Annotated in this window: 18 protein-coding genes, 1 riboswitch and 2 other annotated features; of the genes, 15 read left to right on the forward strand and 3 right to left on the reverse strand. The window is 57.3% G+C overall.

The window, feature by feature from the left end; translation table 11 throughout:
- The first annotated feature begins 95 nt into the window (after positions 1-95).
- From ACZ439_RS15975 to ACZ439_RS15990, 4 genes are all read left to right on the forward strand, one after another.
- The gene (locus ACZ439_RS15975) at positions 96-1,283 is read left to right on the forward strand and encodes a DUF58 domain-containing protein (protein WP_464619894.1); all 1,188 of its coding nucleotides are present in this window, start codon (positions 96-98) and stop codon (positions 1,281-1,283) included.
- The gene (locus tag ACZ439_RS15980) at positions 1,264-3,870 is read left to right on the forward strand and encodes a DUF4129 domain-containing transglutaminase family protein (RefSeq protein ID WP_464619895.1); all 2,607 of its coding nucleotides are present in this window, start codon (positions 1,264-1,266) and stop codon (positions 3,868-3,870) included. Before ACZ439_RS15975 ends, ACZ439_RS15980 begins: the two co-directional genes overlap by 20 nt.
- A gap of 159 nt (positions 3,871-4,029) precedes the next feature.
- Positions 4,030-5,568 carry a glutamine-hydrolyzing GMP synthase gene (gene guaA / locus ACZ439_RS15985; protein ID WP_141336787.1) on the forward strand — a complete coding sequence of 513 codons (1,539 nt, stop codon included), beginning with the start codon at positions 4,030-4,032 and terminating at the stop codon, positions 5,566-5,568.
- 141 nt (positions 5,569-5,709) lie between these two features.
- Positions 5,710-5,810, forward strand: a riboswitch (purine riboswitch).
- 108 nt (positions 5,811-5,918) lie between these two features.
- Positions 5,919-7,328 (forward strand): NCS2 family permease, encoded by a 1,410-nt coding sequence (locus ACZ439_RS15990; RefSeq protein ID WP_054800505.1) that lies wholly within the window; start codon positions 5,919-5,921, stop codon positions 7,326-7,328.
- A gap of 141 nt (positions 7,329-7,469) precedes the next feature.
- Here the strand turns inward: ACZ439_RS15990 and ACZ439_RS15995 are convergent, their stop codons facing one another.
- Positions 7,470-7,889: an HXXEE domain-containing protein gene (locus tag ACZ439_RS15995; RefSeq protein ID WP_054798635.1), complete on the reverse strand. Its 420-nt coding sequence runs from the start codon at positions 7,887-7,889 to the stop codon at positions 7,470-7,472.
- A 146-nt stretch (positions 7,890-8,035) separates the two neighbouring features.
- On the opposite strand from ACZ439_RS15995, the gene ACZ439_RS16000 reads away from it, so the two are divergent.
- From ACZ439_RS16000 to ACZ439_RS16010, 3 genes are all read left to right on the forward strand, one after another.
- The gene (locus ACZ439_RS16000) at positions 8,036-8,719 is read left to right on the forward strand and encodes a YHYH domain-containing protein (RefSeq protein WP_464619896.1); all 684 of its coding nucleotides are present in this window, start codon (positions 8,036-8,038) and stop codon (positions 8,717-8,719) included.
- 69 nt (positions 8,720-8,788) lie between these two features.
- Positions 8,789-9,047 (forward strand) — a binding site (T-box leader).
- 56 nt (positions 9,048-9,103) lie between these two features.
- Positions 9,104-9,386 (forward strand) — a binding site (T-box leader).
- 446 nt (positions 9,387-9,832) lie between these two features.
- A complete protein-coding gene (gene ltrA / locus ACZ439_RS16005) occupies positions 9,833-11,233 on the forward strand; it encodes a group II intron reverse transcriptase/maturase (RefSeq protein ID WP_054798696.1) in 1,401 nt (466 codons plus the stop codon).
- A 112-nt stretch (positions 11,234-11,345) separates the two neighbouring features.
- Positions 11,346-12,977, forward strand: a complete 1,632-nt coding sequence (locus ACZ439_RS16010) for a 2-isopropylmalate synthase (RefSeq protein ID WP_201317962.1) — start codon at positions 11,346-11,348, stop codon at positions 12,975-12,977.
- Between the two features lie 644 nt (positions 12,978-13,621).
- On the opposite strand, the gene ACZ439_RS16015 is transcribed toward ACZ439_RS16010, so the two are convergent.
- On the reverse strand, positions 13,622-14,992 hold the full coding sequence (locus tag ACZ439_RS16015) for an FAD-dependent monooxygenase (RefSeq protein ID WP_464619897.1): 1,371 nt from the start codon (positions 14,990-14,992) through the stop codon (positions 13,622-13,624).
- Positions 14,968-16,938, reverse strand: a complete 1,971-nt coding sequence (locus tag ACZ439_RS16020; protein WP_141336536.1) for an ABC-F family ATP-binding cassette domain-containing protein — start codon at positions 16,936-16,938, stop codon at positions 14,968-14,970. Before ACZ439_RS16020 ends, ACZ439_RS16015 begins: the two co-directional genes overlap by 25 nt.
- A 291-nt stretch (positions 16,939-17,229) precedes the next feature.
- Here ACZ439_RS16020 and ACZ439_RS16025 point away from each other — a divergent pair, with 291 nt between their 5' ends.
- From ACZ439_RS16025 to groL, 8 genes are all read left to right on the forward strand, one after another.
- Positions 17,230-17,865 (forward strand): 5-formyltetrahydrofolate cyclo-ligase, encoded by a 636-nt coding sequence (locus ACZ439_RS16025; RefSeq protein WP_054798369.1) that lies wholly within the window; start codon positions 17,230-17,232, stop codon positions 17,863-17,865.
- Positions 17,866-17,944: 79 nt separating this feature from the next.
- Positions 17,945-18,382 carry a cyclic pyranopterin monophosphate synthase MoaC gene (moaC, locus tag ACZ439_RS16030; RefSeq protein WP_230876354.1) on the forward strand — a complete coding sequence of 146 codons (438 nt, stop codon included), beginning with the start codon at positions 17,945-17,947 and terminating at the stop codon, positions 18,380-18,382.
- 45 nt (positions 18,383-18,427) lie between these two features.
- Positions 18,428-18,928, forward strand: a complete 501-nt coding sequence (locus tag ACZ439_RS16035; protein WP_054800357.1) for a MogA/MoaB family molybdenum cofactor biosynthesis protein — start codon at positions 18,428-18,430, stop codon at positions 18,926-18,928.
- Entirely contained in the window at positions 18,918-19,922 is a 1,005-nt protein-coding gene (locus ACZ439_RS16040; RefSeq protein ID WP_054800358.1) for a molybdopterin-binding protein, read from the forward strand. The genes ACZ439_RS16035 and ACZ439_RS16040 overlap by 11 nt, the downstream gene beginning before the upstream one ends.
- A gap of 56 nt (positions 19,923-19,978) precedes the next feature.
- Positions 19,979-20,308 (forward strand): twin-arginine translocase TatA/TatE family subunit, encoded by a 330-nt coding sequence (locus ACZ439_RS16045; RefSeq protein ID WP_054798368.1) that lies wholly within the window; start codon positions 19,979-19,981, stop codon positions 20,306-20,308.
- A gap of 32 nt (positions 20,309-20,340) precedes the next feature.
- Positions 20,341-21,108 carry a twin-arginine translocase subunit TatC gene (gene tatC, locus ACZ439_RS16050; protein WP_127610446.1) on the forward strand — a complete coding sequence of 256 codons (768 nt, stop codon included), beginning with the start codon at positions 20,341-20,343 and terminating at the stop codon, positions 21,106-21,108.
- Between the two features lie 192 nt (positions 21,109-21,300).
- On the forward strand, positions 21,301-21,579 hold the full coding sequence (gene groES / locus ACZ439_RS16055; protein WP_127610444.1) for a co-chaperone GroES: 279 nt from the start codon (positions 21,301-21,303) through the stop codon (positions 21,577-21,579).
- Between the two features lie 105 nt (positions 21,580-21,684).
- Positions 21,685-23,319, forward strand: a complete 1,635-nt coding sequence (gene groL / locus ACZ439_RS16060) for a chaperonin GroEL (protein ID WP_127610442.1) — start codon at positions 21,685-21,687, stop codon at positions 23,317-23,319.
- Positions 23,320-23,443: the final 124 nt, after the last annotated feature.

The raw sequence follows: 23,443 nt of genomic DNA on the forward strand, positions 1-23,443 counted from the left end.
GCTTAATCGGACTTGTCGTGATTGGAGCGGCCGCCGGCGTCTGGGCGGCGACTTGGGGCGGCCGCACGGCCTGGTTCGCGCTGGGGGTGGCCGTCTTGCTGTGGATCTACGGGCTGCTAGTCTACCTGTCCGTTCGTCGGGGAGTCCGGGTGGAGCGGTTGTTTCTGGGTCCGGAACATACGTTCTCTAATCTAGGGGCCAGAGAAACGAAGCCGGTTGAAGCCGGGTTGCTCTATGTATTTACGGGGGAATCGCTCAGCTTCGCGTATCGGGTATCGCTGCCTGCGCGCGGTCTGCCCGGCGTCTGGCTGCGTTTCGAGGAGCGCTGGGTGCATACCGGCACCGGCGAAGCTGTGACGCTGTGCGCTTACGCGCCGGCGGGCTTCCGCGGCGAGGCGCGCTTGACCAGCCGGCTGGCGGGGCTAGGCCGGGGCGTCTATGCCGCCGCCGAGCGGACGGTCACCGCCGGCGACGCCTTCGGGCTGCTGCGCGTGCAGCGGCGCAGCCCGGCCGAGGGGCAGCTGCTCGTGCTGCCCCGGCTGCTGCCGGCGGCGGCCGATCCCGGCGCCGCCTTCGAAGAAGCGCGGCGAGGCAAACGCCCGCCGAACGGCGCAAGCGTGCCGCAGGTGATCGGCACGCGGCCTTACGCGCCAGTGGATCCGCTCCGCCGGATCCACTGGCGCAGCAGCGCGCGCACCGGCGAGCTGCGCGCGAAGGAGCTCGAGCTGCCTGCCATCGGGCGGCAGCTCATCGGCTTGGACGCGGCCGGAGCCGGGAGCAGCACGGGAGACGCCCTGTGGGCGGATCCCGCGCTGACGGCGGCGGCGGAGGCCGCGGCAGGTCTCGCCCTGCGCGCGCTCGAGCAGGGCTTGCGCGTGCGCCTGGCCGTGAGCGACGGCCGGGGCGGCAGCGTCGAAGCGCAAGGCCGCGGGCGCTTGCGCGATGTGCTGGCGCTGCTCGCAGCGGTGCCTCAGGGCGATCCTCGCCCGCAGGCGTTCGCCGAGCTGGCGCTGCGCGAAGCGCTTGCTGCCGGCGGCGGAGCCGTCACGCTGGTGACGGCCCGCGCAGACGCGCAGCTGATCCCTGTGCTGCGCCGGCTGCCGGGACGGGCGGTGCAGCTCGTGTACGTGCAAGGCCCGTGGTCGCGCGGTAGCGCTGCCGCGGTGGAGTCGTGGCTGCAGCAGCTGGAGGCGCTCGGCTGCCGCGTGACCGTTGTGAGCGCGCTAGCTGTGTCCTCCGCACCGCAGATAGGAGGTGACGGTTATGCCGCATCGGGACATTGACCGTCTGGCGGCGGGAGGGGGAGCGGGACAATTGCCGCATGTGGAGAACGCCTCCCCGACCACTGCGCTCGCTTCCGCGATGCCTGCCGCTCCGTCTGCATCGGTGGGGTTTTCCGGCTATTCGCCGGGCCTAACGCCGCAGGCAGCGTACGTCTCCCCTGCAAGAGCGCTCGCCTCCACGATACCTGCCGGTCCCGCCGCTGCGGACCGGGACCCGGGCTTCGCGGGCCAAACGCAGTCTGAGCCGCGCACTTCGTGGGGCGAGGATGCCCTGCTGAGCTTGCTGCTGCTGCTGCTGCTGCTCGAATGGCTGTACCCGCTCGGCCGATTAGCCGAGGTCACCGAGCTTTATTCCATTGCTCCCTTCGTTTGGACGTTCTCGCTGTTCGTTCTGATCGATTCGTTTCGTCCGTCCGCCTGGGCGGTTTGGCCGCTGAAAGCCGCGGGGATCGTGCTGTTCACCGCTTGGCTGCACCACGGTCAAGCCTTTCCGAACGCGGAGGAATGGGCGATCTGGGGCCGGGAGCTGGCAATCGATTGGAGCGAGGGACTGCAGGGCCGCTTAGGGGCGTGGGAGCCTGCGACGCGAACGCTGCTGTTCACGACCGGCTGGGCGTTCTTCATCTCGGTCGTGCAATCGCTTGTGCTCGATCGCCGTTCCATGTTTTGGCTGGTGCTGATGACGCTGGCGGTTCCGATCTTGATGCAAACGGCGTTCGGGTTGGATGCATTAGGGTCCGTTTGCCGCTGCCTGGCTATCGGTCTGCTGCTTCAATTGCTTCTGCAGCCCGGACGTTTGCGGCGCTGGCTTGCGGAGACGGGGACGCCGCCCGCGGCAGGGGGGGCGCCTGCGGACAGCCGCACGGTGCCGATCGCCGCTCAGGGCGTCTGGATGCCCGGTCTGCTGCTGCTTGCCGCCAGCCTCGCAGCCGGCGGTCTGGGCGTGCTGCTTCATCCGCAGCAGGCCCAGCCGCCCGATTGGTTGGCGTACATGCGGACGTGGGAAGAACATCTGGCAAACGGGTACCGTGCCGGCGCCTCCGATGCGGTGGCCCGCACAGGCTACGGAGCGGACGACAGCCTGCTCGGGCTGCCCTTGCGCGCCGATCCCGGCGTGGCTTTCACGGCGGTTACCGAGCGTCTGACCTATTGGCGCGGCGAAGCCAAGAGCCGTTATACGGGGCAAGGCTGGACGGAGCCTGAACCGACGATGCTCCAATCCCGCTTGGGCGAACCGACGCCGGAACTGGCGGCTTCGTCCGCCTATACAGCCGTTATCCAGGAGGTGGCGTTAGCCGATTCGACGTTGAACCGCTTCCTGCTTGCGGGAGGGACGATCACCCGCGTCGACGCCTTGCAAACCGCACGGGGACAAGCCATCCCGGTCGATTGGGTGTGGAAGCAGGCGGAGACGGACCGATATGTGATGCCGGCGTTAACGGACCCGCTGTCGTTCTATCGTCTCGAAGCCCGCGTGCTGACCGACCGTTCGATGCTGCAGCGCGATGCGGGAACCGATTATCCCGCCGCCGTCCGCGAACGGTTCCTGCAGCTGCCTGAAGCGCTGCCGGAACGCGTCCGCGGGCTGGCGCGTCAAATTACGCAGCAGGCCGAGACGCCTTATGCGAAAGCCGACGCCATTGAGCGGTACTTGCGCGAGCATTACGCGTACCGCACGGACAATACGCGGCCCGCCGCGACCGGGGAGGACCTGGTTGACCGCTTCTTGTTCGAGCAGCGCGCCGGATACTGCGATCACTTCTCAACGGCGATGGTCGTGCTGCTGCGCGCTTCCGGCGTTCCCGCTCGCTGGGTGAAGGGGTTTACGCCCGGCGAAGTCGTCGCGTCGGAGAAGTTGGACGATAGGACACGATACAACGTGCAGGTGCGGCAGCAAGACGCCCATGCTTGGGTGGAGGTGTATTTCCCGACGGCCGGCTGGGCGCCCTTCGAGCCGACCCCCGGCTTTAACGGAGAAAGCGTGCCGCCGACCCCGCACACCGGGACAGCTGGGGCCGGGACGGAGGGACAGCCGTCTTCGAACCGCTGGACGGCCGGTGCCGCAGAGCGTATGCAAGCGGCGTACCGTGACCTGGCCGCCTCGCTGGACATACTCGGCGGACGCGCGAAGGCTGCTTGGGGCGGTGTCTCGGCCCGGCTTACCCGGCCGACGCTCGCCGCTGCCGCGGTCATAGCCGGCACCGGCGCACTCTTGGCGCTCGGCCTTACAGCCGGCAGCCGGCAGCTTCGCACCGCTGCCGCCGAGCAGGCGCGGCCCGCTGCGGCACCGTCCGGCAGCGCGGGCTTGCTGCATGGCTTGCGCCGGTTGTCCGCCCATCGCCTGGGTGAACGGTTCTGGCGCCGGCTGCAGCGGACCTACGGCCCGGCGGCGCCTGCGCAAACGCTGCGCGAATACGCCGCTTCGCGCGCCTGCCTCAGCGAGGCTCACCGGCAGGCGCTGGTCCGTTTCACGCGGCTGCTCGAAGCGCAGCGCTACGCCGATCCTTATGCGTCGTCGCCGGCCCCCGTCTCCAGACAGGCGCTGCGGGACGCTTGGCTGCAGCTGCGGCGCAGCCGCAAAGCGTAGTCGCCGCAAGAGTCCGTCCGCTGCATCGGGACGGGCTTTTTTCATTTTTCGCCATCATGCGACAAAACGGTCAGACAAAGCATTGCCCTTTATCCGGTGTAAGCTTATAATAGGTGTCATTGAAAAATGAACGCTTATTGCAGGAGGAACGTACAAACCATGGACAAGCCGAATGAAATTATTGTGGTGCTCGATTTTGGCGGGCAGTACAACCAGTTGATCGCACGCCGTATCCGCGACTTGGGCGTATACAGCGAGCTGCTGCCGTTCAATACACCGGCCGACAAAATCAAAGCGCTGCAGCCTCGGGGCATCATCTTCTCAGGCGGTCCCGCCAGCGTGTACGGGGAAGCTTCTCCGCTGGTCGACCCGGCCGTATATGACCTCGGGGTGCCGATTCTCGGCATTTGTTACGGGATGCAGATGATGGCCCATCAGTTGGAGGGTAAGGTGGAGCCGGCTTCGAAGCGCGAGTACGGCAAAGCCGAAGTCGATTTCACGGATGCTTGCGGACTCGTGCACGGGCTCGATAAGAAGCAAACCGTATGGATGAGTCACAGCGACCTTGTCGTGCAGACGCCGGAAGGCTTCGTCGTCGACGCGAGCACCGAGCATGCGCCTATCGCGGCCATGAGTCATCCGGAGAAGAAGATGTTCGCCGTTCAATTCCATCCGGAAGTGCGCCATTCCGTCTACGGCAACGAAATGATTCGTAATTTCCTGTACCATGTATGCGGGTGCGAGGGAACGTGGAGCATGACGACCTTCATTGAGGACACGATTCAAGAAATCCGCGAACAAGTCGGGGACCAAAAGGTGCTGTGCGCCCTGAGCGGCGGGGTCGATTCGTCCGTGGTGGCGATGCTGATTCACAAAGCGATCGGCGATCAGCTGACGTGTATGTTTATCGACCACGGCTTGCTGCGCAAAGGCGAGGCGGAGAGCGTGATGGATACGTTCGTCGGCAAATTCGATATGAAAGTCGTCAAAATCGATGCCCGCGAGCGATTCCTGGGCAAATTGGCCGGCGTCGACGATCCGGAACAGAAGCGTAAAATCATCGGCACGGAATTCATTCGCGTCTTCGAAGAGGAGTCGGGGAAATTCGACGACTTCGCGTTCTTGGCGCAAGGCACGCTGTATACGGATATCGTGGAAAGCGGTACGGCTACGGCACAAACGATCAAATCGCATCACAACGTCGGCGGATTGCCGGAAGATATGAAGTTCAAGCTGGTGGAGCCGCTCAAAGCGCTGTTCAAGGACGAGGTGCGTAAGGTCGGCGAAGAGTGCGGACTGCCGGCGGCCATCGTGTGGCGTCAGCCGTTCCCGGGTCCGGGACTGGCCATCCGCGTGCTTGGCGAAGTGACGGAGGAGAAGCTGACGATCGTTCGCGAATCGGATGCGATTCTGCGCGACGAAATCGCCAAAGCCGGTCTCGACCGCGAGATTTGGCAATATTTCACGGCGCTGCCGAACATGAAGAGCGTCGGCGTTATGGGTGACGCCCGTACGTATTCGTATACGGTCGGCATCCGTGCAGTAACCTCCATTGACGGCATGACGGCCGACTGGGCTCGTATTCCATGGGATGTGCTGGAGAAAATTTCGGTCCGTATCGTCAACGAAGTTGACAACGTCAACCGGATCGTGTATGACATCACCTCCAAACCTCCAGCGACGATTGAGTGGGAATAAACGAAAGAAGGCTCGTTCTCGCGACATACGAGAGCGGGCTTTTTGTTAGGTCGAATGCCGAACGATAGCGTTGAGAAAAATGTCGAATGTTCGGTAATTTTGGTTGACAGCAGTGACATCACTTTTTATAATGAATACAGGAATTGAAGAGAATAACCGTTTCGTATAATCCCGGGAATCGGCCCGGGAGTTTCTACGAGGTCACCGTAAATGATCTGGCTACGAACAAGAAAGCACGTGTTTCGCGGAATCCCGCGGAGCCTTTTTTCTTGTGAGCCCGGACCGTCAGGTACCCGGGCTTTTCGTCGTTGTTTTCGAAAACACTCTTTCCGAGGGGGATTTTGGAAAAAATGGATCGTTTGTTTAAGCTAAAAGAGAACGGCACTACAGTTCGTACCGAAGTGATGGCCGGGCTAACCACGTTCATGACGATGGCGTATATTTTGGCCGTCAATCCGAACATTCTTAGCGCATTCGGCTCCGGCGCGACGGGAATGGACTGGACGGCCGTGTTTTTGGCAACCGCGATTGCCGCAGGCGTCATTACGATCTGTATGGGGCTCTTCGTGAATTTTCCTGTCGCCTTGGCGCCGGGGATGGGGTTGAATGCCTATTTTGCGACGGTGATCCTGGCTTCGGGCGGCACGTTTACGTACCAGATGGGCTTGACGGCCGTTTTTATTTCGGGCTTGATTTTCATCGTATTGACGGTGACGAAGGTGCGGCAGATGCTGATCGTCGCAGTGCCGGACAGCTTGAAGCACGCGATTACGGTCGGAATCGGGCTGTTTATCGCGATCATCGGATTGAAGAACAGCGGGCTGCTGACCGTTGCGGTCGAAACGCTGAACGATGTGCCGAAAGGCAAATATACCGATCTGCTCTCCTTTGAGACGGTCTTCCATATCGGCAGCATGCATAACGTCAACGTGCTGCTCTGCATCATCGGACTTGCATTGATCTCGATTTTGATAGTGCTGCAGGTGCGCGGCGCGATTTTGTTCGGCATCCTGCTGACGACGGTAGTGGGCATGTTCATGCATAATCCGGACGGTACGCCGGTTGTCAATTTGGCCACGCTCGGCAGCGAGAAGACGACCTGGGTGCCGGACCTTAGCAAGCTGGCCTTTGCTGAATTCGATTTTGCAGGGATTATGAATGCAGGGATTATTTCCGTCATCTTGACGTTTACATTTGTGGAGCTGTTCGATACATTCGGAACGCTCGTCGGTACGGCGAACCGTGCCGGATTCATGAAAGACAAAGTCGAAGGCCAGAAACGCGTCGGCAAAGCGATGATGGTGGATGCGATCGGCGTCAGCGGCGGGGCCTTGGTCGGTACGAGCACCGTGACGGCTTTCGTCGAAAGTGCTGCGGGGGTCGCCGAAGGCGGACGCACCGGCTTGACGGCGGTGACGACGGGCGTCTGCTTCTTGCTCGCCTTGTTCCTTGCCCCGATTGCCGCGCTTATTCCGGGTTCCGCGACAGCGGCGGCGCTTATTATTGTCGGCGTGCTGATGATGCAATCGGTTCGCGAGATCGACTTTCAAGATTTGGTTTACGGCATTCCGGCGTTCTTCACTGTCGCGTTCATGCCCTTCACGTACAACATCGCCAACGGGATTTCGTTCGGGATCGTCAGTTATGTCTTGCTGGCCACCGTCGCGAAACTGAGCGGCAAAGGCCAATATAAAGTCCATTGGCTGATGTGGGTGCTGGCGGTGCTGATCGTGCTGCGTTATATGTTTATCACGGAGTAGCAGACTCCAGCCTGCCATTTGCGTAAAGGCTTCGGTGTCCGGCATGAACCGGGCATCGGGGCTTTTTTAATAATTAGCTCTGTTAAAGGTTCATGTTGTAACACACCTGTTCGTTGAACAAGGAGCATGATCAAATTTCTGCTAAGTTAAGCGGTCTAACAAATAAATGGTATAAGGAGTTACTAAAAAGACAGCTGTATAGAGACCTGGGGTATATGTTTTTAGTAACCATGTTTGCAAGACGTGGGCTACATTGTGTATGAGTACAAATATCAAGAAGGAAAGATATAAAATCGAACTCCATAAACTTTCTAAGTTTTGGATTTTAATGAAAGTAATTATAGACATCGTTAAGAATATAAAAACATCTCTCTTCGCAAAGGAATAAGAATTAACGTTCCAAAATTGCCAAATCTTTTTGCTTATCCGGTTGCTGTTACCCGTTATTCTGCTTTCCGTTCTTTTCGCCCATTTTTCAACAGCTATAATTTCCTCAAAATCATGAAGCATAAATATTACTACGAATAACCATATAGCATTATATAGCTCAAGCTGAAACATGATATTTTTCTCCTCTGCTTATAGTTGGGATATAAATTTGCGGGGATTTCCATTAAACTTCGATAGTGCATCCGCTTTATCCTTTGTTAAACCTATTAATGATTCTTGGCACTAAAGATTTCTACCGACCAGGAGCTGATCACATCATGACAACGAAAAAAGTGCTTGCCCTGACCATGCTAGCGTTACTGCTGTTTTCATCTGCTTCCTATGCCCACCCGGGCCGAACCGACTCGAACGGGGGGCATACATGCCGGACAAATTGTGAGAAGTGGGGCCTTGAATACGGCGAGTACCATTATCATAACGGAGGGGGGAGCAGCAGCTCGTCAGACACGGATTCGACGCTTACGCCTGCACCGAATTCGGCGCCTCCGGCTCCGAAAGAAAAGATTCCGGACGAATCGGTAACCGTACAATTGCCTCTGTTCGACCTTTACGTAAACGGACAGCAAATAGTCAACGACGCCACGGAATACCCTGTTATCTTATACAACGATATCACCTATTTTCCAATGACCTGGAACTACACGCAAGCTTTGGCTCTGGAAACAAAGTGGGATGCGGAAGTCGGGTTTGTCGTTCGGAAAACGGATAACGAAGCCGGGGCTTTGGATTTGGATTGGGGTACGCCTTCCTCCAAGCTGTACGCGAAACTGCCCGCCTTTAACGTTTACGTAAACGATGCGTGGATCGATAACGCTAAGGAACCGTATCCGATTCTTGTTCTGAACGACATTACGTATTTTCCGATGACATGGAAGTTTGCCGTGGAGGAGTTAGGGTTGACGATGAAGTTCGAGAACGACGCTTTCTATATCTCGAAATAATCGGGCGCTGTTTTTTCCCGAATGACGCATTGACATTCCATCCGGCGCATACTATAATGACTAACAAATCAAAACGCAATGATCGGGAACAGTAACCGCCATACCTATTCAGAGAGCTGCGGGTCGGTGCAACGCAGTTGGGGAGCACGGTGAAACTCGCCCGGGAGCGGCAAAGCCAAGAGCCAGCATGCAAGCGCGCATGACTAAGAAGGCGGTAAGCTTTGACGGTTCGCCACCGTGATCCGGCTTTGAGCGGACTTCGCCTGCGCCTAGGGCAGAGGAGTCAACAAGAGTGGTACCGCGACGGGAACAGCCTGTCGTCTCTTTGATAGAGACGGCGGGCTTTTTTATTTTCCCAGCCGGGAGTCTCTACATGAAATAGTCAGAAACGCGAAGAACGGGAACAGTAAAGCGAACCGATCGGACAGAGAGCTGCGGGGTGGTGCGACGCAGTCGGCGGAAGCTTGAAGCTCGCCCGGGAGCGGCGGAATTGATGGGAATGGAACCGTACCCGGATGGGGCGGCCGGAGCCCGTAGATTTCGACGGAGACGTCTCCGTGATCAACATTCGAGGTGGAAGCAGCCTCATGCCGGTAGTGCACGACCGCATGGACGCAGCTTCAAGAAGAGTGGTACCGCGGCAAGCTTACAGCCTGTCGTCTCTTGATAGACAAGAGACGATGGGCTTTTTTATTGTGCGCCCGGCATGGGCGATAACTTGGCGGTGAAAGTCCGCTACAGGCTTGGCAGTAGGAACTGTTAGCCAAAGGCAAGGGTGTCCGCCGCGAGGCGGAATCTGAAGGAAGCCGGAGGCAAACCCTCGGTCTGACGAACAGAAATCACATAGAAGGCATGATGAGGCGGACGAGCTTGCAGTACAAAGCGAAGTCCAATACTGCCCGAATCTCATCATGTAGATGTGGCAGATGGATGAGGGGAAAGTTATCGCTCTTACCCGGGGAGATCTCACAGACGTCAAGTAGACCATTCGAAAGGCGGAGTAAAGCTTGCTGTGAGAAGTCAGCAGAGGCCATACTACCGGAAATTTTTTTTTTTCGGGAAGGGCCGAACAATCGTAAGCCTCAAGTACATGCAGGAAGGAGAACCGATACGATGAAAGCAGAATACCGAAAGGGCTGCCCGCAAAGGGATAGTGTGGAACACGAAGAGTATGCAGGAGCGCGGAGTATCGGAGCTCGGGAAAGCAGAGAAAGAGACAGTGCAACAGACCTGCTGGAGAGGATACTGGGCAGGGACAACCTAAACAGAGCCTACAAGCGGGTCAAAAGCAATCACGGAGCGCCAGGAATCGACGGAATGACCGTCGAGGCGGCACTACCGTGGTTGCGGGAACATAGAGACGAACTCTTGCAAAGCATTCGGGAAGGAAGATACAGGCCAAGCCCTGTGCGGCGCAAGGAAATCCCCAAACCGGATGGAAGCGGAGTGCGAAAACTTGGCATTCCCACCGTAGTGGACCGTGTGATCCAGCAAGCCATTGCCCAACAGTTGCAACCGCTGTTCGAACCGCTTTTCTCGGAGGGTAGCTATGGCTACCGCCCCGGACGGAGTGCGCAGCAAGCGATCCAGAACGTGAAAGCTTATACGGAGCAGGGGCACGGCTATGCCGTAGAAATCGACCTCTCGAAGTATTTCGACACCTTGAACCACGAACTGCTGATGAACTTGCTGCGCAAGCAAATCCGTGACAAGCGAGTAACCGATCTGATTAAGAAGTATCTCAAAAGCGGAGTCATGGAAAACGGAGTGCGACGTGAGACCGAAGAAGGTTCACCGCAAGGCGGCCCGCTATCGCCGCTACTCGCCAATATCTACCTGAACGAGTTTGATCAGGAGATGAAACGCCGAGGCGTAGTGGTCATACGCTATGCGGATGACATCGTCGTGCTGGCGAAGAGCAAACGGGCAGCAACGCGGCTTCTGGAATCCTGTAGGGCGTACTTGGAGAACAAGCTAAAACTCAAACTGAATGCGCAGAAAAGCAAGGTCGTCAGCGTAGTGGCTCGGAAACATTTCAAATTCCTTGGCTTTGCTCTGGGGAAGAACGGAAGCGGGATATATATCCGTGTTCATTCACAATCTCTCGCAAAAGCGAAGAAGAAGCTGAAAGAACTAACGAGTCGGAGTCAAGGCAGGAATGTTCGACAGGTCATGGAGGACGTAAAGGTCTATATTCGCGGCTGGATCGGTCACTTCTACGTGGCTGACATGAAACGGATTCTGCAAAGCTGGAACGAGTGGCTGAGAAGACGATTCCGCATGTACATCTGGAAACAATGGAAGAAGCCGAAAACAAAGGTACAAAACCTGCGCAAGTTGGGGATACCGGAGTGGCAGGCTTACCAGTGGGGAAATACTCGTCTGGGATACTGGCGCGTGGCCGGAAGCCCAGTGCTGTCTCGTTCCATAACAAACGAAAAGCTCGTACAGGCAGGGTATTATGACTTCCCTGCCCAATACGAGCGTCTTCGTAACTTGCACTCAAGCGGTTGAACCGCCGTATACCGAACGGTACGTACGGTGGTGTGAGAGGTCGGCTACTCAACTAATGGGTAGCCTCCTACTCGATTGGAGGAACACACATTCTTAAGGAGGATGAACGATCATGGAACACAACTATACAGCTCACGGTCAAGATATTCAAGGTACGGAGAAAGAAGGCATCAGGCGCATCACGATTTTCGATACGACGCTGCGGGACGGGGAGCAGGCGCCGGGCGCGACGCTCGCGCCGGAGCAAAAAATCGTCATTGCCCGACAGCTGGCCAAACTGGGCGTAGACGTCATTGAGCCGGGCTTTCCGATCTCGAGCCCGGGCGACTTCGCCGCGGTGCAGCAAATTTCCCGCGAGCTGCAGGGTGTGGAAATATGCGGCTTCGCCAGGGCGGTGAAGGCGGATATCGACGCCGCCGTCCAGGCGACGCAGGATGCGCAGCGCCGGAGGCTGCATATGTTCTTGTCTTCGTCGAACATCCACCTGGACTTCCAGCTGCGTAAAACGCGGGAGCAAGTCGTCGCCCTTGCCCGGGAGATGGTGGCGTACGGCAGGCAATTTGTCGGAGAACTGGAATTTTCGCCGATGGATGCGACGCGGACGGGCGACGAGTTTCTGTTCGAGGTGATCGAGGCGGTGATCGAGGAAGGCGCCACGATTATCAACATTCCGGACACGGTCGGTTATGCGCTGCCGGAGGAGTACGGCGCGATGTTCACACGCGTGATGAAGAGCGTGCGCGGCGCCGACCGCGTCAGGTTCAGCGCGCATTGTCACAACGATTTGGGGTTGGCGGTCGCGAACAGCCTGGCGGCGATCAAGGCCGGCGTCAGCCAAGTCGAGGTCACGGTGAACGGCGTTGGCGAGCGGGCGGGCAATTGTTCGCTCGAGGAGCTGGTGATGGCGCTGGATACGAGGAAAAGCGCGATGGGCGCCGAAACCGGCGTGCGGCCGGAGCATATTTTCGCTACGTCGCAAATGGTCAGCCGTGCGATGAGCTTCCCGATCGCCTTCAATAAACCGATCGTCGGCCGCAACGCCTTCCAGCACGAAGCGGGCATTCATCAGGACGGCTTGCTGAAGAACCGCAGCACTTACGAGATCATGGATCCCGAGTCGCTGGGCATTCCGCGCAGCATGATTATTTTGGGCAAGCATTCAGGCCGCCACGCGATCAAGCACCGGGTCAGCGAATTGGGCGTCGAGCTGGATGCGGAGCAAATGGAAAGCTTCTACAACGCCTTCAAGGAGTTGGCCGACCGGCAGAAGGTGGTCCACGATCATCAGCTCCTGGAGCTGGTCGGAGCTGCGGTTAACCGTATGCTGGAGCCGTTCACGCTCGTCTCGACCCAACTGGTAACCGGCGACGCCGGACACCGGGTCGCTTCCTGCACGATCCGCAATGAGGAGACGGGACGCGAGAAGGTGTACACCGGTACGGGCGAAGGACCGGTAGAGGCTGTCGTCGCCGGGATCAAGCAGGCGCTGCCGTTTGAAGCCGAATTCGCCGATTTGGAGCTGTACTCGCTGTCGTCCGGCGAAGAGGCCAGCGGCGAAGCGATCGTGACGGTGCGGGCGAACGGTCAAACGTATCGCGGGGTTTCGGCACAGCGCGATATTTTGATGGCTGCGGCACATGCGTTTATGGCGGCCTGCAACCAAGCGGCGCGCGACGAACGGCAGCGGAAAATTCCGGCGCAAGGGAACGGAGCTGCGGAAGAGGTCGAAATTACGATTCCGTAAATTTGCACCAAAAGTAAATATTTCCGCTGCTGCTGGATCGTGGATACAAAAACGGGTGATAGAGACTGTGGACAAAAGTTATCCACAGTCTCTGTGCATATTGTGGGTAAGTTTAGGAAATCGCGTCATGACGGGAAATGTACATTTTCGGTTTTCCACGGGTGCCGTGCATAACTTTCGCACATCATTTCTGTGGATAATGTGCATAAGTCTGTGGATGAAATAAAAAAGGCCGATTTTTCTAGAGAAAGTGACATTTTTTTCTGGGGATATCCTTGTGGATATTTCCGTCATTTTTCTTCGTTATGCACACGCTGGATCAGGTGAATTATTTGGAGAAAAGTGCCAGAGGCCGCGGTTGATTCCGGGTTCGCTTTGAGTCCGTTTTTTCGCAATATGGAGCCGACCCTGCACTGTGGTTATGTACCTTTGCTCCCTATCCGGAAAAGTCGAAACGTATCGGTTGTGTCGTTCTTCCGTTCTTTATGGCGTTCGGCATGTTGTTATCGACAGGGAACGCGGAAAAACCGACATCGAATCGCAGCGATCAAGGCGTTCCGACATCCAGGAATGCCTCATCGCTGCTCTTCTGTATGCGCTGTCTCTTATCGAGGGGCAGTTTCTGGCGAAGAGGGCGAAACGCCTTAATGGAAGACATCGTGCCCGATCAGCCAGTCCAGCCGCTGCAACTGCAAGCCGGGCGGCATGGCGCGGAGTATCCGGTTGCGTATGGCGATCGCCGCCGGATGCTCCAGCTGGACGAGCCGTCCCATCCGCCGCGAATCACGTACAACACGGGTCGTGCGCGGGAGTCTGCTGCGTTCGTAAGCGGTTAGCGCTTGAGGCACATCGGGGTCCGCCTCCGCCAAGGCGCGTGCCAGCACCAGCGCATCCTCCATCGCCTGAGCGCCGCCCTGCCCGAGATTGGGCAGCATCGGATGAGCGGCGTCGCCAAGCAGCGTGACGCGTCCTTCGCTCCAGCGCGGGAGCGGAGTCCGGTCGAAGACGTCGTGCGAGAGGACGGCTGTTTCGTCCGTCGCTTCGACCAGCGCTTCGACCGGAGACGCCCAGCCGCGCAAATGCGCGAGCACCGCCGGCTTTCGCCGGCCGGGCGGGACGGTGAAGCCTTCGGGTGCGTTCACGGCGGCGAACCAGAAGATGTCCCCGCGGCCGATCGGCGTGGCGCCGAACCGCATGCCGGGACCCCATGCTTCGAAGCCTTCGCCGACGTCGCCCGCGATGCGCGCTTCCGGAAACCGGCAAATGCCGCGGAAGGCGGTGAACCCGGCGTAGCGCAGCGGGGTATGGCCGAACAATGCCCGGCGCACGGTGGAATGCAAGCCGTCGGCCCCGATCAGCAGGGCACCGGTCGCGGTTTCCCCATTCTCAAAATGCGCCGTCACGTTCCGCTCCGTTTGCTCGAATCGCACCAATCGCCGTCCATAAATGATCGTATCGACGGGCAGCAGCGCGATCAGCACGGCATGGAGGTCGGCCCGATGGATCATCCAGCTCTCCGAGCCGAACCGTCTGGCTTGCTCCTCGACCGGGAGACGGGTGATCCGCTTGCCGTCCCAAGTGCGGATCAAGCCCTGCCGAACTGGCGAGCCTTGAGCGCGGACGGCATCCCCGGCCCCAAGCCGGTCCAGCGCCTTCATGGCGTTGGCGGCCAGAACGATGCCGGCGCCTGCGCCGGTGCGGGAGTCTGCTTTTTCGCATACGCAGCATTCCCAGCCTTGCATGTGCAGCGCCCGGGCAGCGGCCAATCCGCCGATACCGCCGCCGATGATCAACGCCTTCTTATTACGGTGTTTATCCGCTTCATCGAACAAGTTGCGTCCCTCCTCTAACGATTGGCAAATGAGATGAATGGCAAAGGTTCCAGCCTGTAGGGTTGTCCCGCCGGTTCGACCCGATTCCGCCCCGATGTGAAGAAAGGCGCCCTCCCAGGCGCCCTTCCTTACATGATTACACGCAATGACACTTATGATTACGACTCCGCCAGCTGCTCCCACTGTTCATAACAGGTTGCCAGCTCGCTGCGCTTGGATTCCATGGCTGTATTCTTTTGCTGCACGAGCACGTAATCGTTGTACACCTCGGGCAGGGCCAGCTCGCTTTCCAGCTCGGAAATTTCATTCTCCAGCCGGGCGATTTGCTCCTCGAGCTGCTCGAGCTTGCGCTGACGGCTGCGTTCCTCGCGTTTGGCCTGCTTATTCGCCTCATAGCCGTTCGCCGGGGCCGCCTGTGCGCTGGCGGACGAACCCGCGGCGCTTTCCGCGCCTTTGCTTGTTCCGCCGCGCTTTGCCGCCTCCTGCGCCAGCCGCTCCTGCTCGATTTCGGCGAGCTCCTGCTTTTTCTCGACATAATCGTCATAGTTGCCCAGGTAGACGGTGACCCCGTCAGGGGCGAGCTCGAGCATGCTTTCGGCCATTTTGTTGAGGAAATACCGGTCATGCGAAATGAAAAGCAGCGTCCCTTCGTAATCGATCAACGCCGATTCCAATACTTCCTTCGAATACAAGTCCAGATGGTTGGTCGGCTCGTCGAGAATGAGCACGTTCGCTTTCAGAAGCATCAGCTTGGCTAGCGCAACCCGGGCCTTCTCGCCGCCGCTGAGCGATCCGACTTTCTTGAAGACGTCCTCGCCGCTAAACAGAAAATTGCCGAGCACCGTGCGAATCCGCGCTTCCTCTAAATGAGGGAACGCGTTCCATACCTCCTCGAGCACGGTATGGTTCGGATTGAGGCCGGTTTGTTCCTGATCATAATACCCGATCTTAACGTTAGTTCCCCACTGATAGGTGCCCCGGTCGGGTTGATGCTGGCCGATGAGCGTTTTGAGCAGCGTCGTTTTGCCGATCCCGTTCGGACCGATCAATGCCGCCGTGTCGCCTCGCCGCAGCTGAAACGTGACATTGCGCACCAGCGGATTTCGCCCGTCATAAGACACGCTTAGACCGCGGACGTCGAGCACTTCGCGGCCTGTCTGCGCTTCGATCTCAAAGGCGAAGCTGGCTCTCTTGAGATCTCCGAGCGGCTTGTCCAGCCGTTCGATTTTCTCAAGCGCCTTGCGGCGGCTTTGGGCCCGTTTCGTTGTGGACGCGCGCACAATATTCCGCTGTACGAATTCTTCCATCTTGGCGATTTCATCCTGCTGCTTTTCATATTGTTTCAATTGAATCTCGTAGTCCGCTTCTTTCAGCTCGATGTACCGCGAGTAATTGCCGGTGTACCGTTTGGACGAGTTGCGCTCGATTTCATAGATGGCATCGACCAGCGCGTCCAGGAAGTAACGGTCGTGAGACACGACCAGAATTGCCCCGGGGTAGGAGCGGAGGTATTGCTCCAGCCACGTCAGCGTCGGAATGTCCAGATGGTTGGTCGGCTCGTCGAGCAGCAGCAGATCCGGCGCTTCGAGCAGCATCTTGGCCAGCGCCAGCCGCGTCTTCTGACCGCCGCTTAACGCCTGAACGGGGGTGTCGGCATTCATGCTGCCGAAGCCCATACCGTTCAGCACGCCCCGCACCTTCGCTTCGATCTCATAGCCGCCCTTGGCGCGGAACGCGTCGGACAGCTCGGCGTAACGCCGCATCGTGTCCTCCGTTTTTTTCTCGTCGGCGAGCACGTCGGGTTCGGACATGCGCGCTTCCAGGCGGCGAATCTCTTCCTCCATCTCCAGCATGCCCGCAAACACGCTCATCAGCTCGTTCCAGATGGAACGATCCGAGGCGAGACCGGTGTTTTGCCGCAAGTAGCCGATTTTCGTTTCCTTCGCTTTAAAAATGTTGCCCTCATCATACGACAGCTCGCCGGCAATGATCTGCAGCAGCGTCGATTTCCCCGCCCCGTTCACCCCGACAAGGCCGATGCGTTCGCGGGCTTCGATCTGCAGCGTTATATTGGAAAGCACGGTCGTAACGCCGTAGCTTTTGGTAATCCCCGATACTTGCAAAAGCATAATTCTGAAGCCTCCCAGCTTGTATATGCGTTCATTTACGTTTCTTTTTCGCGGTTTTACGACTATAAGTGTAGCATATTCGCTCCGTTTTTTCGATTTCCTTCCGTTTACCCGGCGGCTTGTCCGATTCCTGGGGAGTCCCTTCTACGGCTGCAGTCGAAGAACAGGGAGCGGCCTGCTTTTTTTTATTGCTTATTTATTGTAAACTGGTGAAAATGGATGTTTCTTAACAAAACGGAACTTGTTCCTTCTGGAGCAAGTGTTGAATTGCCTGTTGAAAAGAGGCCGGTCATGAACATTAAAGAGAGAAAAATCAAGCTTCGGCGGGAGGCCGAGGCGGTGCGGGCCGCCATCGGGGAGGACGAGCGTCAGGCCAAATCCGAGGCGATCAGCCGCAAGCTGATGGCCCGTCTGGAAGAGCTTCTGCAGCCGGATCCGTCTGTCCGCCGCAAGCCGACCCTGCTGACGTATATGCCGGTCAAGACAGAGGTCGACGTAACGCCCGTGCTGGAAGCGTGCTGGAAACGGCCTTGGCGGGTAGTTGTCCCGAAGATCGTGACTGCGCATAAGCAGCTTAAACTATATGAAATTAAATCCTACGCCGATTTGGAGCGGGGCACTTGGGGAATTCGCGAGCCGGTGGCTAAGGCGCCGCAGCTGTTCGATATTCGGCAAATCGACGTCGTGATTGTGCCTGGACTCGCCTTTGACTTAAACATGGGGCGGCTCGGGTATGGCGGCGGCTTCTATGACCGTTTCATACAGCAGTATGTGCGCACCGGTCTGCCGAAGCCGTACATTGTGGCGCCGGCCTTCGAAGAGCAAATCATCGACGAGGTGCCGATGGGACTGTTCGATTTTCGCATTAACGAGCTGGTGACCGAGTCGCGGCGTTATGTGGAGGGAGGGGCGATTGTCCTTGACTAAACGGGAAGAAGATCAAGAGACGGCGAAAGACGCTGCGCTATCGCCGCTGACGCATTTCAACGAGCAAGGACGTGCGCGCATGGTCGATGTATCGGACAAGTCCGAAACGACCCGCACAGCGACCGCGCGGACGACGGTGACGATGCGTCCCGAGACGCTGCAGCTGATCCTGCAAGGACGGATCGGCAAAGGCGATGTAATGGGCGTCGCCCAGGTGGCGGCGATCATGGCGGCTAAGAAAACGTCGGACTGGATTCCGATGTGTCATCCGCTATTTTTAACCGGGGTCAATGTCGAGTTCGACAACAACGGGGAAACCGAGCTTTATATTGAAGCGACCGTTCGTACGAAGGGGCAGACCGGGGTGGAAATGGAGGCGCTCACCGCCGTGTCCGCCGCCGCGCTTACGGTGTACGACATGTGCAAAGCCGCCGAGAAATCGATGCAGATCGGTCCGACCCTGCTGGTCAGCAAAACGGGCGGAAAAAGCGGCGATTACCTACATACATCATCTTAATGTCAAAGTCGGGATTTGAAACGAATCAGGGGGAGGAGCAGGCTTATGCGCTGGAAAGTGGCGATCTTGACGGCAAGCGACCGCGGTTCACGCGGAGAACGGGAAGACACTAGTGCGCAGGTCATTCGGGAATTAATCGAAGAGGAGATGAACGGCGAAATCATCGAGTATCGGATCGTGCCGGATGAGAAGGATGAAATTATGGCCGCCTTGATCGAGATGACCGATTACTTTAAAGCCGATCTGATTCTAACGACGGGCGGAACCGGTTTGGCACTCCGGGATGTGACGCCGGAAGCGACGCTGGAAGTGATTGACCGGCAGGTGCCGGGACTCGCGGAAGCGATGCGGCTGTATTCCATGCAGAAGACGCGTCGGGCCATGCTGTCCCGAGCCGTCTGCGGCATCCGCGGGAAGTCGCTCATCGTGAATTTACCGGGCGCCCCGAAGGGCGTGTCCGAGAACTTATCCGCCGTGATGGACCAGCTGCCTCATGCGCTTTCGATTTTAACAGGACGCGAGGGGGATCATGGCTATGAAGCCTGATTCGATGATGGAAGAAGTCGAGGTTGAGAAAGCGGTCGGGCTGGTGCTTGCCCATGATCTTACGCAGATCATTCCTGGTCAATTCAAGGGGCGGTTGTTCAAGAAGGGCCATGTTATCCGCGAAGAGGACATTCCGGCGCTGCTCAGCATTGGCAAAGAGCATATTTATACGTTGAAGCTGCAAGCCGGGTATTTGCACGAGGACGAAGCGGCCCTTCGGCTGGCGCAAGCGGCCCAAGGGCCTAACGTGGAATTGACGGAGCCGCACGAAGGGAAAATTACGTTAAAGTCGACGATCCACGGGCTGGTCAAAATCGATCAGGCGCGCATCGACGCGGTGAATGACATCGATCAGGTGATCATGTCGACGATTCGCACGAACGCCGTCGTCAAGCCGGGGCAAGCGCTGATGGGCACGCGGGTCATTCCGCTCGTGATCGAAGAAGCGAAGGTGGAGCAGGCGGAGCGGGCGGCCGCTTCGGCCGCGTTCCCGCTTGTCGAGGTGAAGCCTTTCCGGCCGCTGCGCGTGGGCCTGATTACGACGGGGAGCGAAGTGTTCAAAGGCCGTATTCAAGATAAATTCGGACCGGTCGTACGGGAGAAGCTAGCGGCGCTCGGTTCGGAGGTTATCGAGCAGCGCTTGGCGCCGGATGAGAGTGAGACGATCGCGCGTGAGATTCTGCGGTTTCTGCGTGAGGATCGCGCCGACTTGATCCTGCTGACCGGCGGCATGTCCGTCGATCCCGACGACCGCACGCCGGGTGCGATCAAGCAGGCGGGAACCGATATTGTCAGCTACGGGACGCCGATGCTGCCCGGCTCCATGCTGCTCGTCGGTTATTTGGAGGGGGTGCCGGTGATGGGGCTCCCCGGCTGCGTCATGCACGATCCGCATACGTCGTTCGATGTGCTGCTGCCGCGGATTTGCGCCGGTGAAACGATTACGCGCCGGGACATTACCGAGCTCGGTTACGGCGGTTTGCACCATTGCTGACACAGGCGTGTCTGGCGCCATAGGGCTTTGAAATTTGGAGGAAAGGTCGAGAGGCCATGTTTGGGAATATCGGATTTTCTGAGTTTTTGCTGATCGCCGTCATCGCACTTATTGTATTCGGACCGGCGAAACTGCCGGAGATCGGCCGCTCGCTCGGCCGTGCGATTCGCGAATTTAAGCAAGGGGCGCAAAATCTGTTGAACGACGAGCCGGAGCAGGCGCAGCGTAAAGACGTGACGCCGTCGCAGCATGAGGCTGCCACTGAACCGCCGCAGCCCGTCGAAAAGCCCGCGGCATCGGCATCCGAATCTGCGCCGAGCGGCGACGCCACCCCGCCGCGCATTGCCGCCGATTCCCGCAGCAATCCGCGCCGGTTGCCGGATTGAGCGGTGCGTAAACGTTAAAGGCAGGTGTAACGATGAGTCAAGAAGAGGGCATGAGTCTTGTCGAGCATTTAACCGAGCTTCGCAAGCGGATTATATGGGTCGTCGTCGTGCTGATCGTCGGGATGGCGATCGGGCTGTTCACGGCGAAGCCGTTAATTACATATTTAAAAACGATCCCCCCTGCGAACACGATTAATTGGAACGTGTTTTCCCCGTGGGATTCCATTAAGATGTATATGAATTTTGCATTGGCCACAGGGCTTTTGATTACCCTTCCGTTTACGCTGCTGCAAATTTGGGGATTTCTGAAGCCCGGTTTGCGGGAAGTGGAGCGCAAAGCGTCGCTCATTTTCGTGCCGTTTGCCTTTCTCATGTTTCTGATCGGATTGGCTTTCGGGTATTTCGTCGTATTTCGCATGGCCTTCCTGTTCACGACCTCGATCGCGCAAAGCTTGCAGCTAAGCGAAACTTATGGGATCGCGCAATATTTCTCCTTCATGTTTAATATCCTGATTCCGATCGCGCTCGTGTTCGAGCTGCCGATTGTCGTGATGTTTTTGACCAAGATTCGTCTGCTGAACCCGAAGCTGCTGAAAAAAGTGCGCCGCTTCGCCTACTTGATCCTCGTTGTCGTCGCTACGATGATTACGCCGCCGGATGCTTTGTCCGCCATTGTCGTCGCCTTGCCGATGATTATACTGTACGAGTTCAGCGTGTATTTATCGTCGCTGATTTATCGCAAGCAGCAGCTCCAAGATCAAGCGTGGGAAGCGGAGAGCGCGCTTAAGCCTGTCGAATGACAGGCTTTTTTGTTGTTTGCTGTCGGTATATTTTAAAAGACCCCAGGAGACAATGATGAAGGTGCAAAAATGTTGTAAAACTACTTGCAAAATGAGTGCGAAGTGAGTATCATAAGAATTGTTGTTAGCACTAATGAGGTTCGAGTGCTAATAAAAAACTCAGTACCATATTTCAAAGGAGGCTATTTTCTCATGATCAAACCGTTGGGTGATCGCGTAGTTATCGAAGCCATCGCTAAGGAGGAAACGACAGCAAGCGGTATCGTACTGCCGGACACGGCGAAAGAAAAGCCGCAAGAGGGTAAAGTCGTAGCAGTCGGCAGCGGTGCACTCAAAGACGGCGTTCGCGTTCCGCTTGAGCTGCAAGAAGGCGATCGCGTGATTTTCTCCAAATACGCAGGTACAGAAATTAAATTTGAAGGCCGCGAGCTGCTCATCATGCGTGAGAGCGACGTCCTTGCCATCTTGTAGGACAAGTTCGAAAGCGCCTCGTCATATACTTAAGTTTGGCTCCACTACTTAGGAAAATATCCGAATCGTTAACCATAAACATTTTCCAATCGGGAGGGTATACTCATGGCTAAAGAAATTAAATTTAGTGAAGAAGCACGTCGTTCGATGCTTCGCGGGGTTGACGCTTTGGCGAACGCCGTAAAAGTTACATTGGGACCGAAAGGACGCAACGTCGTTCTTGAGAAAAAATTCGGCAGCCCGCTGATCACCAATGACGGCGTGACGATCGCCAAAGAAATCGAACTCGAAGACGCGTTCGAGAACATGGGCGCACAGCTCGTTAAAGAAGTTGCTACGAAAACGAACGACGTTGCCGGCGACGGTACGACAACCGCTACGGTTCTTGCACAAGCGATGATCCGCGAAGGGTTGAAAAACGTAACGGCAGGCGCTAACCCGATGGTTATCCGCAAAGGGATCGAAAAAGCGGTTAAAGCGGCTGTCAGCGAGCTTGCCAGCATCGCAAAACCGATCGAAGGCAAACAATCCATCGCTCAAGTTGCTGCGATCTCCGCTGCTGACGATGAAGTCGGCCAATTGATCGCCGAAGCTATGGAAAAAGTGGGCAAAGACGGCGTTATCACCGTAGAAGAGTCCAAAGGCTTCGCAACCGAGCTGGAAGTCGTTGAAGGTATGCAATTCGACCGCGGCTACATCTCTCCTTACATGATTACGGATACGGATAAAATGGAAGCCGTTCTGGAAAATCCATATATCTTGATCACCGATAAAAAAATCACGAACATTCAAGAGATCCTGCCTGTGCTTGAGAAAGTCGTTCAATCCGGCAAGCAGCTCTTGATCATCGCAGAAGACGTAGAAGGCGAAGCTTTGGCAACGCTGGTTGTGAACCGTCTTCGCGGTACGTTCACTTGCGTAGCGGTTAAAGCTCCTGGCTTCGGCGATCGCCGCAAAGCGATGCTGGGTGATATCGCAGCTTTGACTGGCGGTCAAGTGATTACCGAAGAGCTCGGCCTGGAATTGAAATCGACGACTCCGGACCAACTCGGTTCCGCTCGCCAAATCCGCGTGACGAAAGAAAACACGATCATCGTGGACGGCGCTGGCGACAAGAAGGATATCGGCACTCGCGTATCGCAAATTCGCGCACAACTGGAAGAAACAACTTCCGAGTTCGATAAAGAAAAACTGCAAGAGCGTTTGGCTAAATTGGCCGGCGGCGTAGCGGTTGTTAAAGTCGGCGCAGCTACCGAAACTGAGCTGAAAGAGCGCAAGCTTCGCATCGAAGACGCTCTGAACGCAACTCGCGCTGCCGTTGAAGAAGGTATCGTTGCAGGCGGCGGTACAGCGCTTGTGAACGTCTACGCAGCTGTATCGGCTGTGAAGGCTGACGGCGACGAGCAAACGGGCGTGAACATCGTTCTGCGCGCTCTGGAAGAGCCTGTTCGCACAATCGCAGCTAACGCGGGTCAAGAAGGCTCCGTTATCGTTGAGCGCCTGAAGAAAGAATCCGTAGGCATCGGCTACAACGCCGCTACCGGCGAATGGGTCAACATGATCGAAGCCGGTATCGTCGACCCTGCGAAAGTAACGCGCTCCGCGTTGCAAAACGCTGCGTCCGTCGCTTCGATGTTCTTGACAACCGAAGCTGTGATCGCAGACAAACCGGAAAAAGACAAACCTGCTATGCCTGATATGGGCGGCATGGGTGGTATGGGCGGCATGGGCGGATTCTAATCCGACCTGCCTGCTCTCGAGAAGCAGCATCCTTTATGGGGTGCTGCTTCTTTGCGTTGTGGGACTGGGGGCGGCGGCGGAAAACTGCGGCGCCTGCATCTAAATCGACGTAAATATTGTGATA

The sequence above is a fragment of the Paenibacillus sp. JCM 9796 genome, from assembly GCF_055379675.1.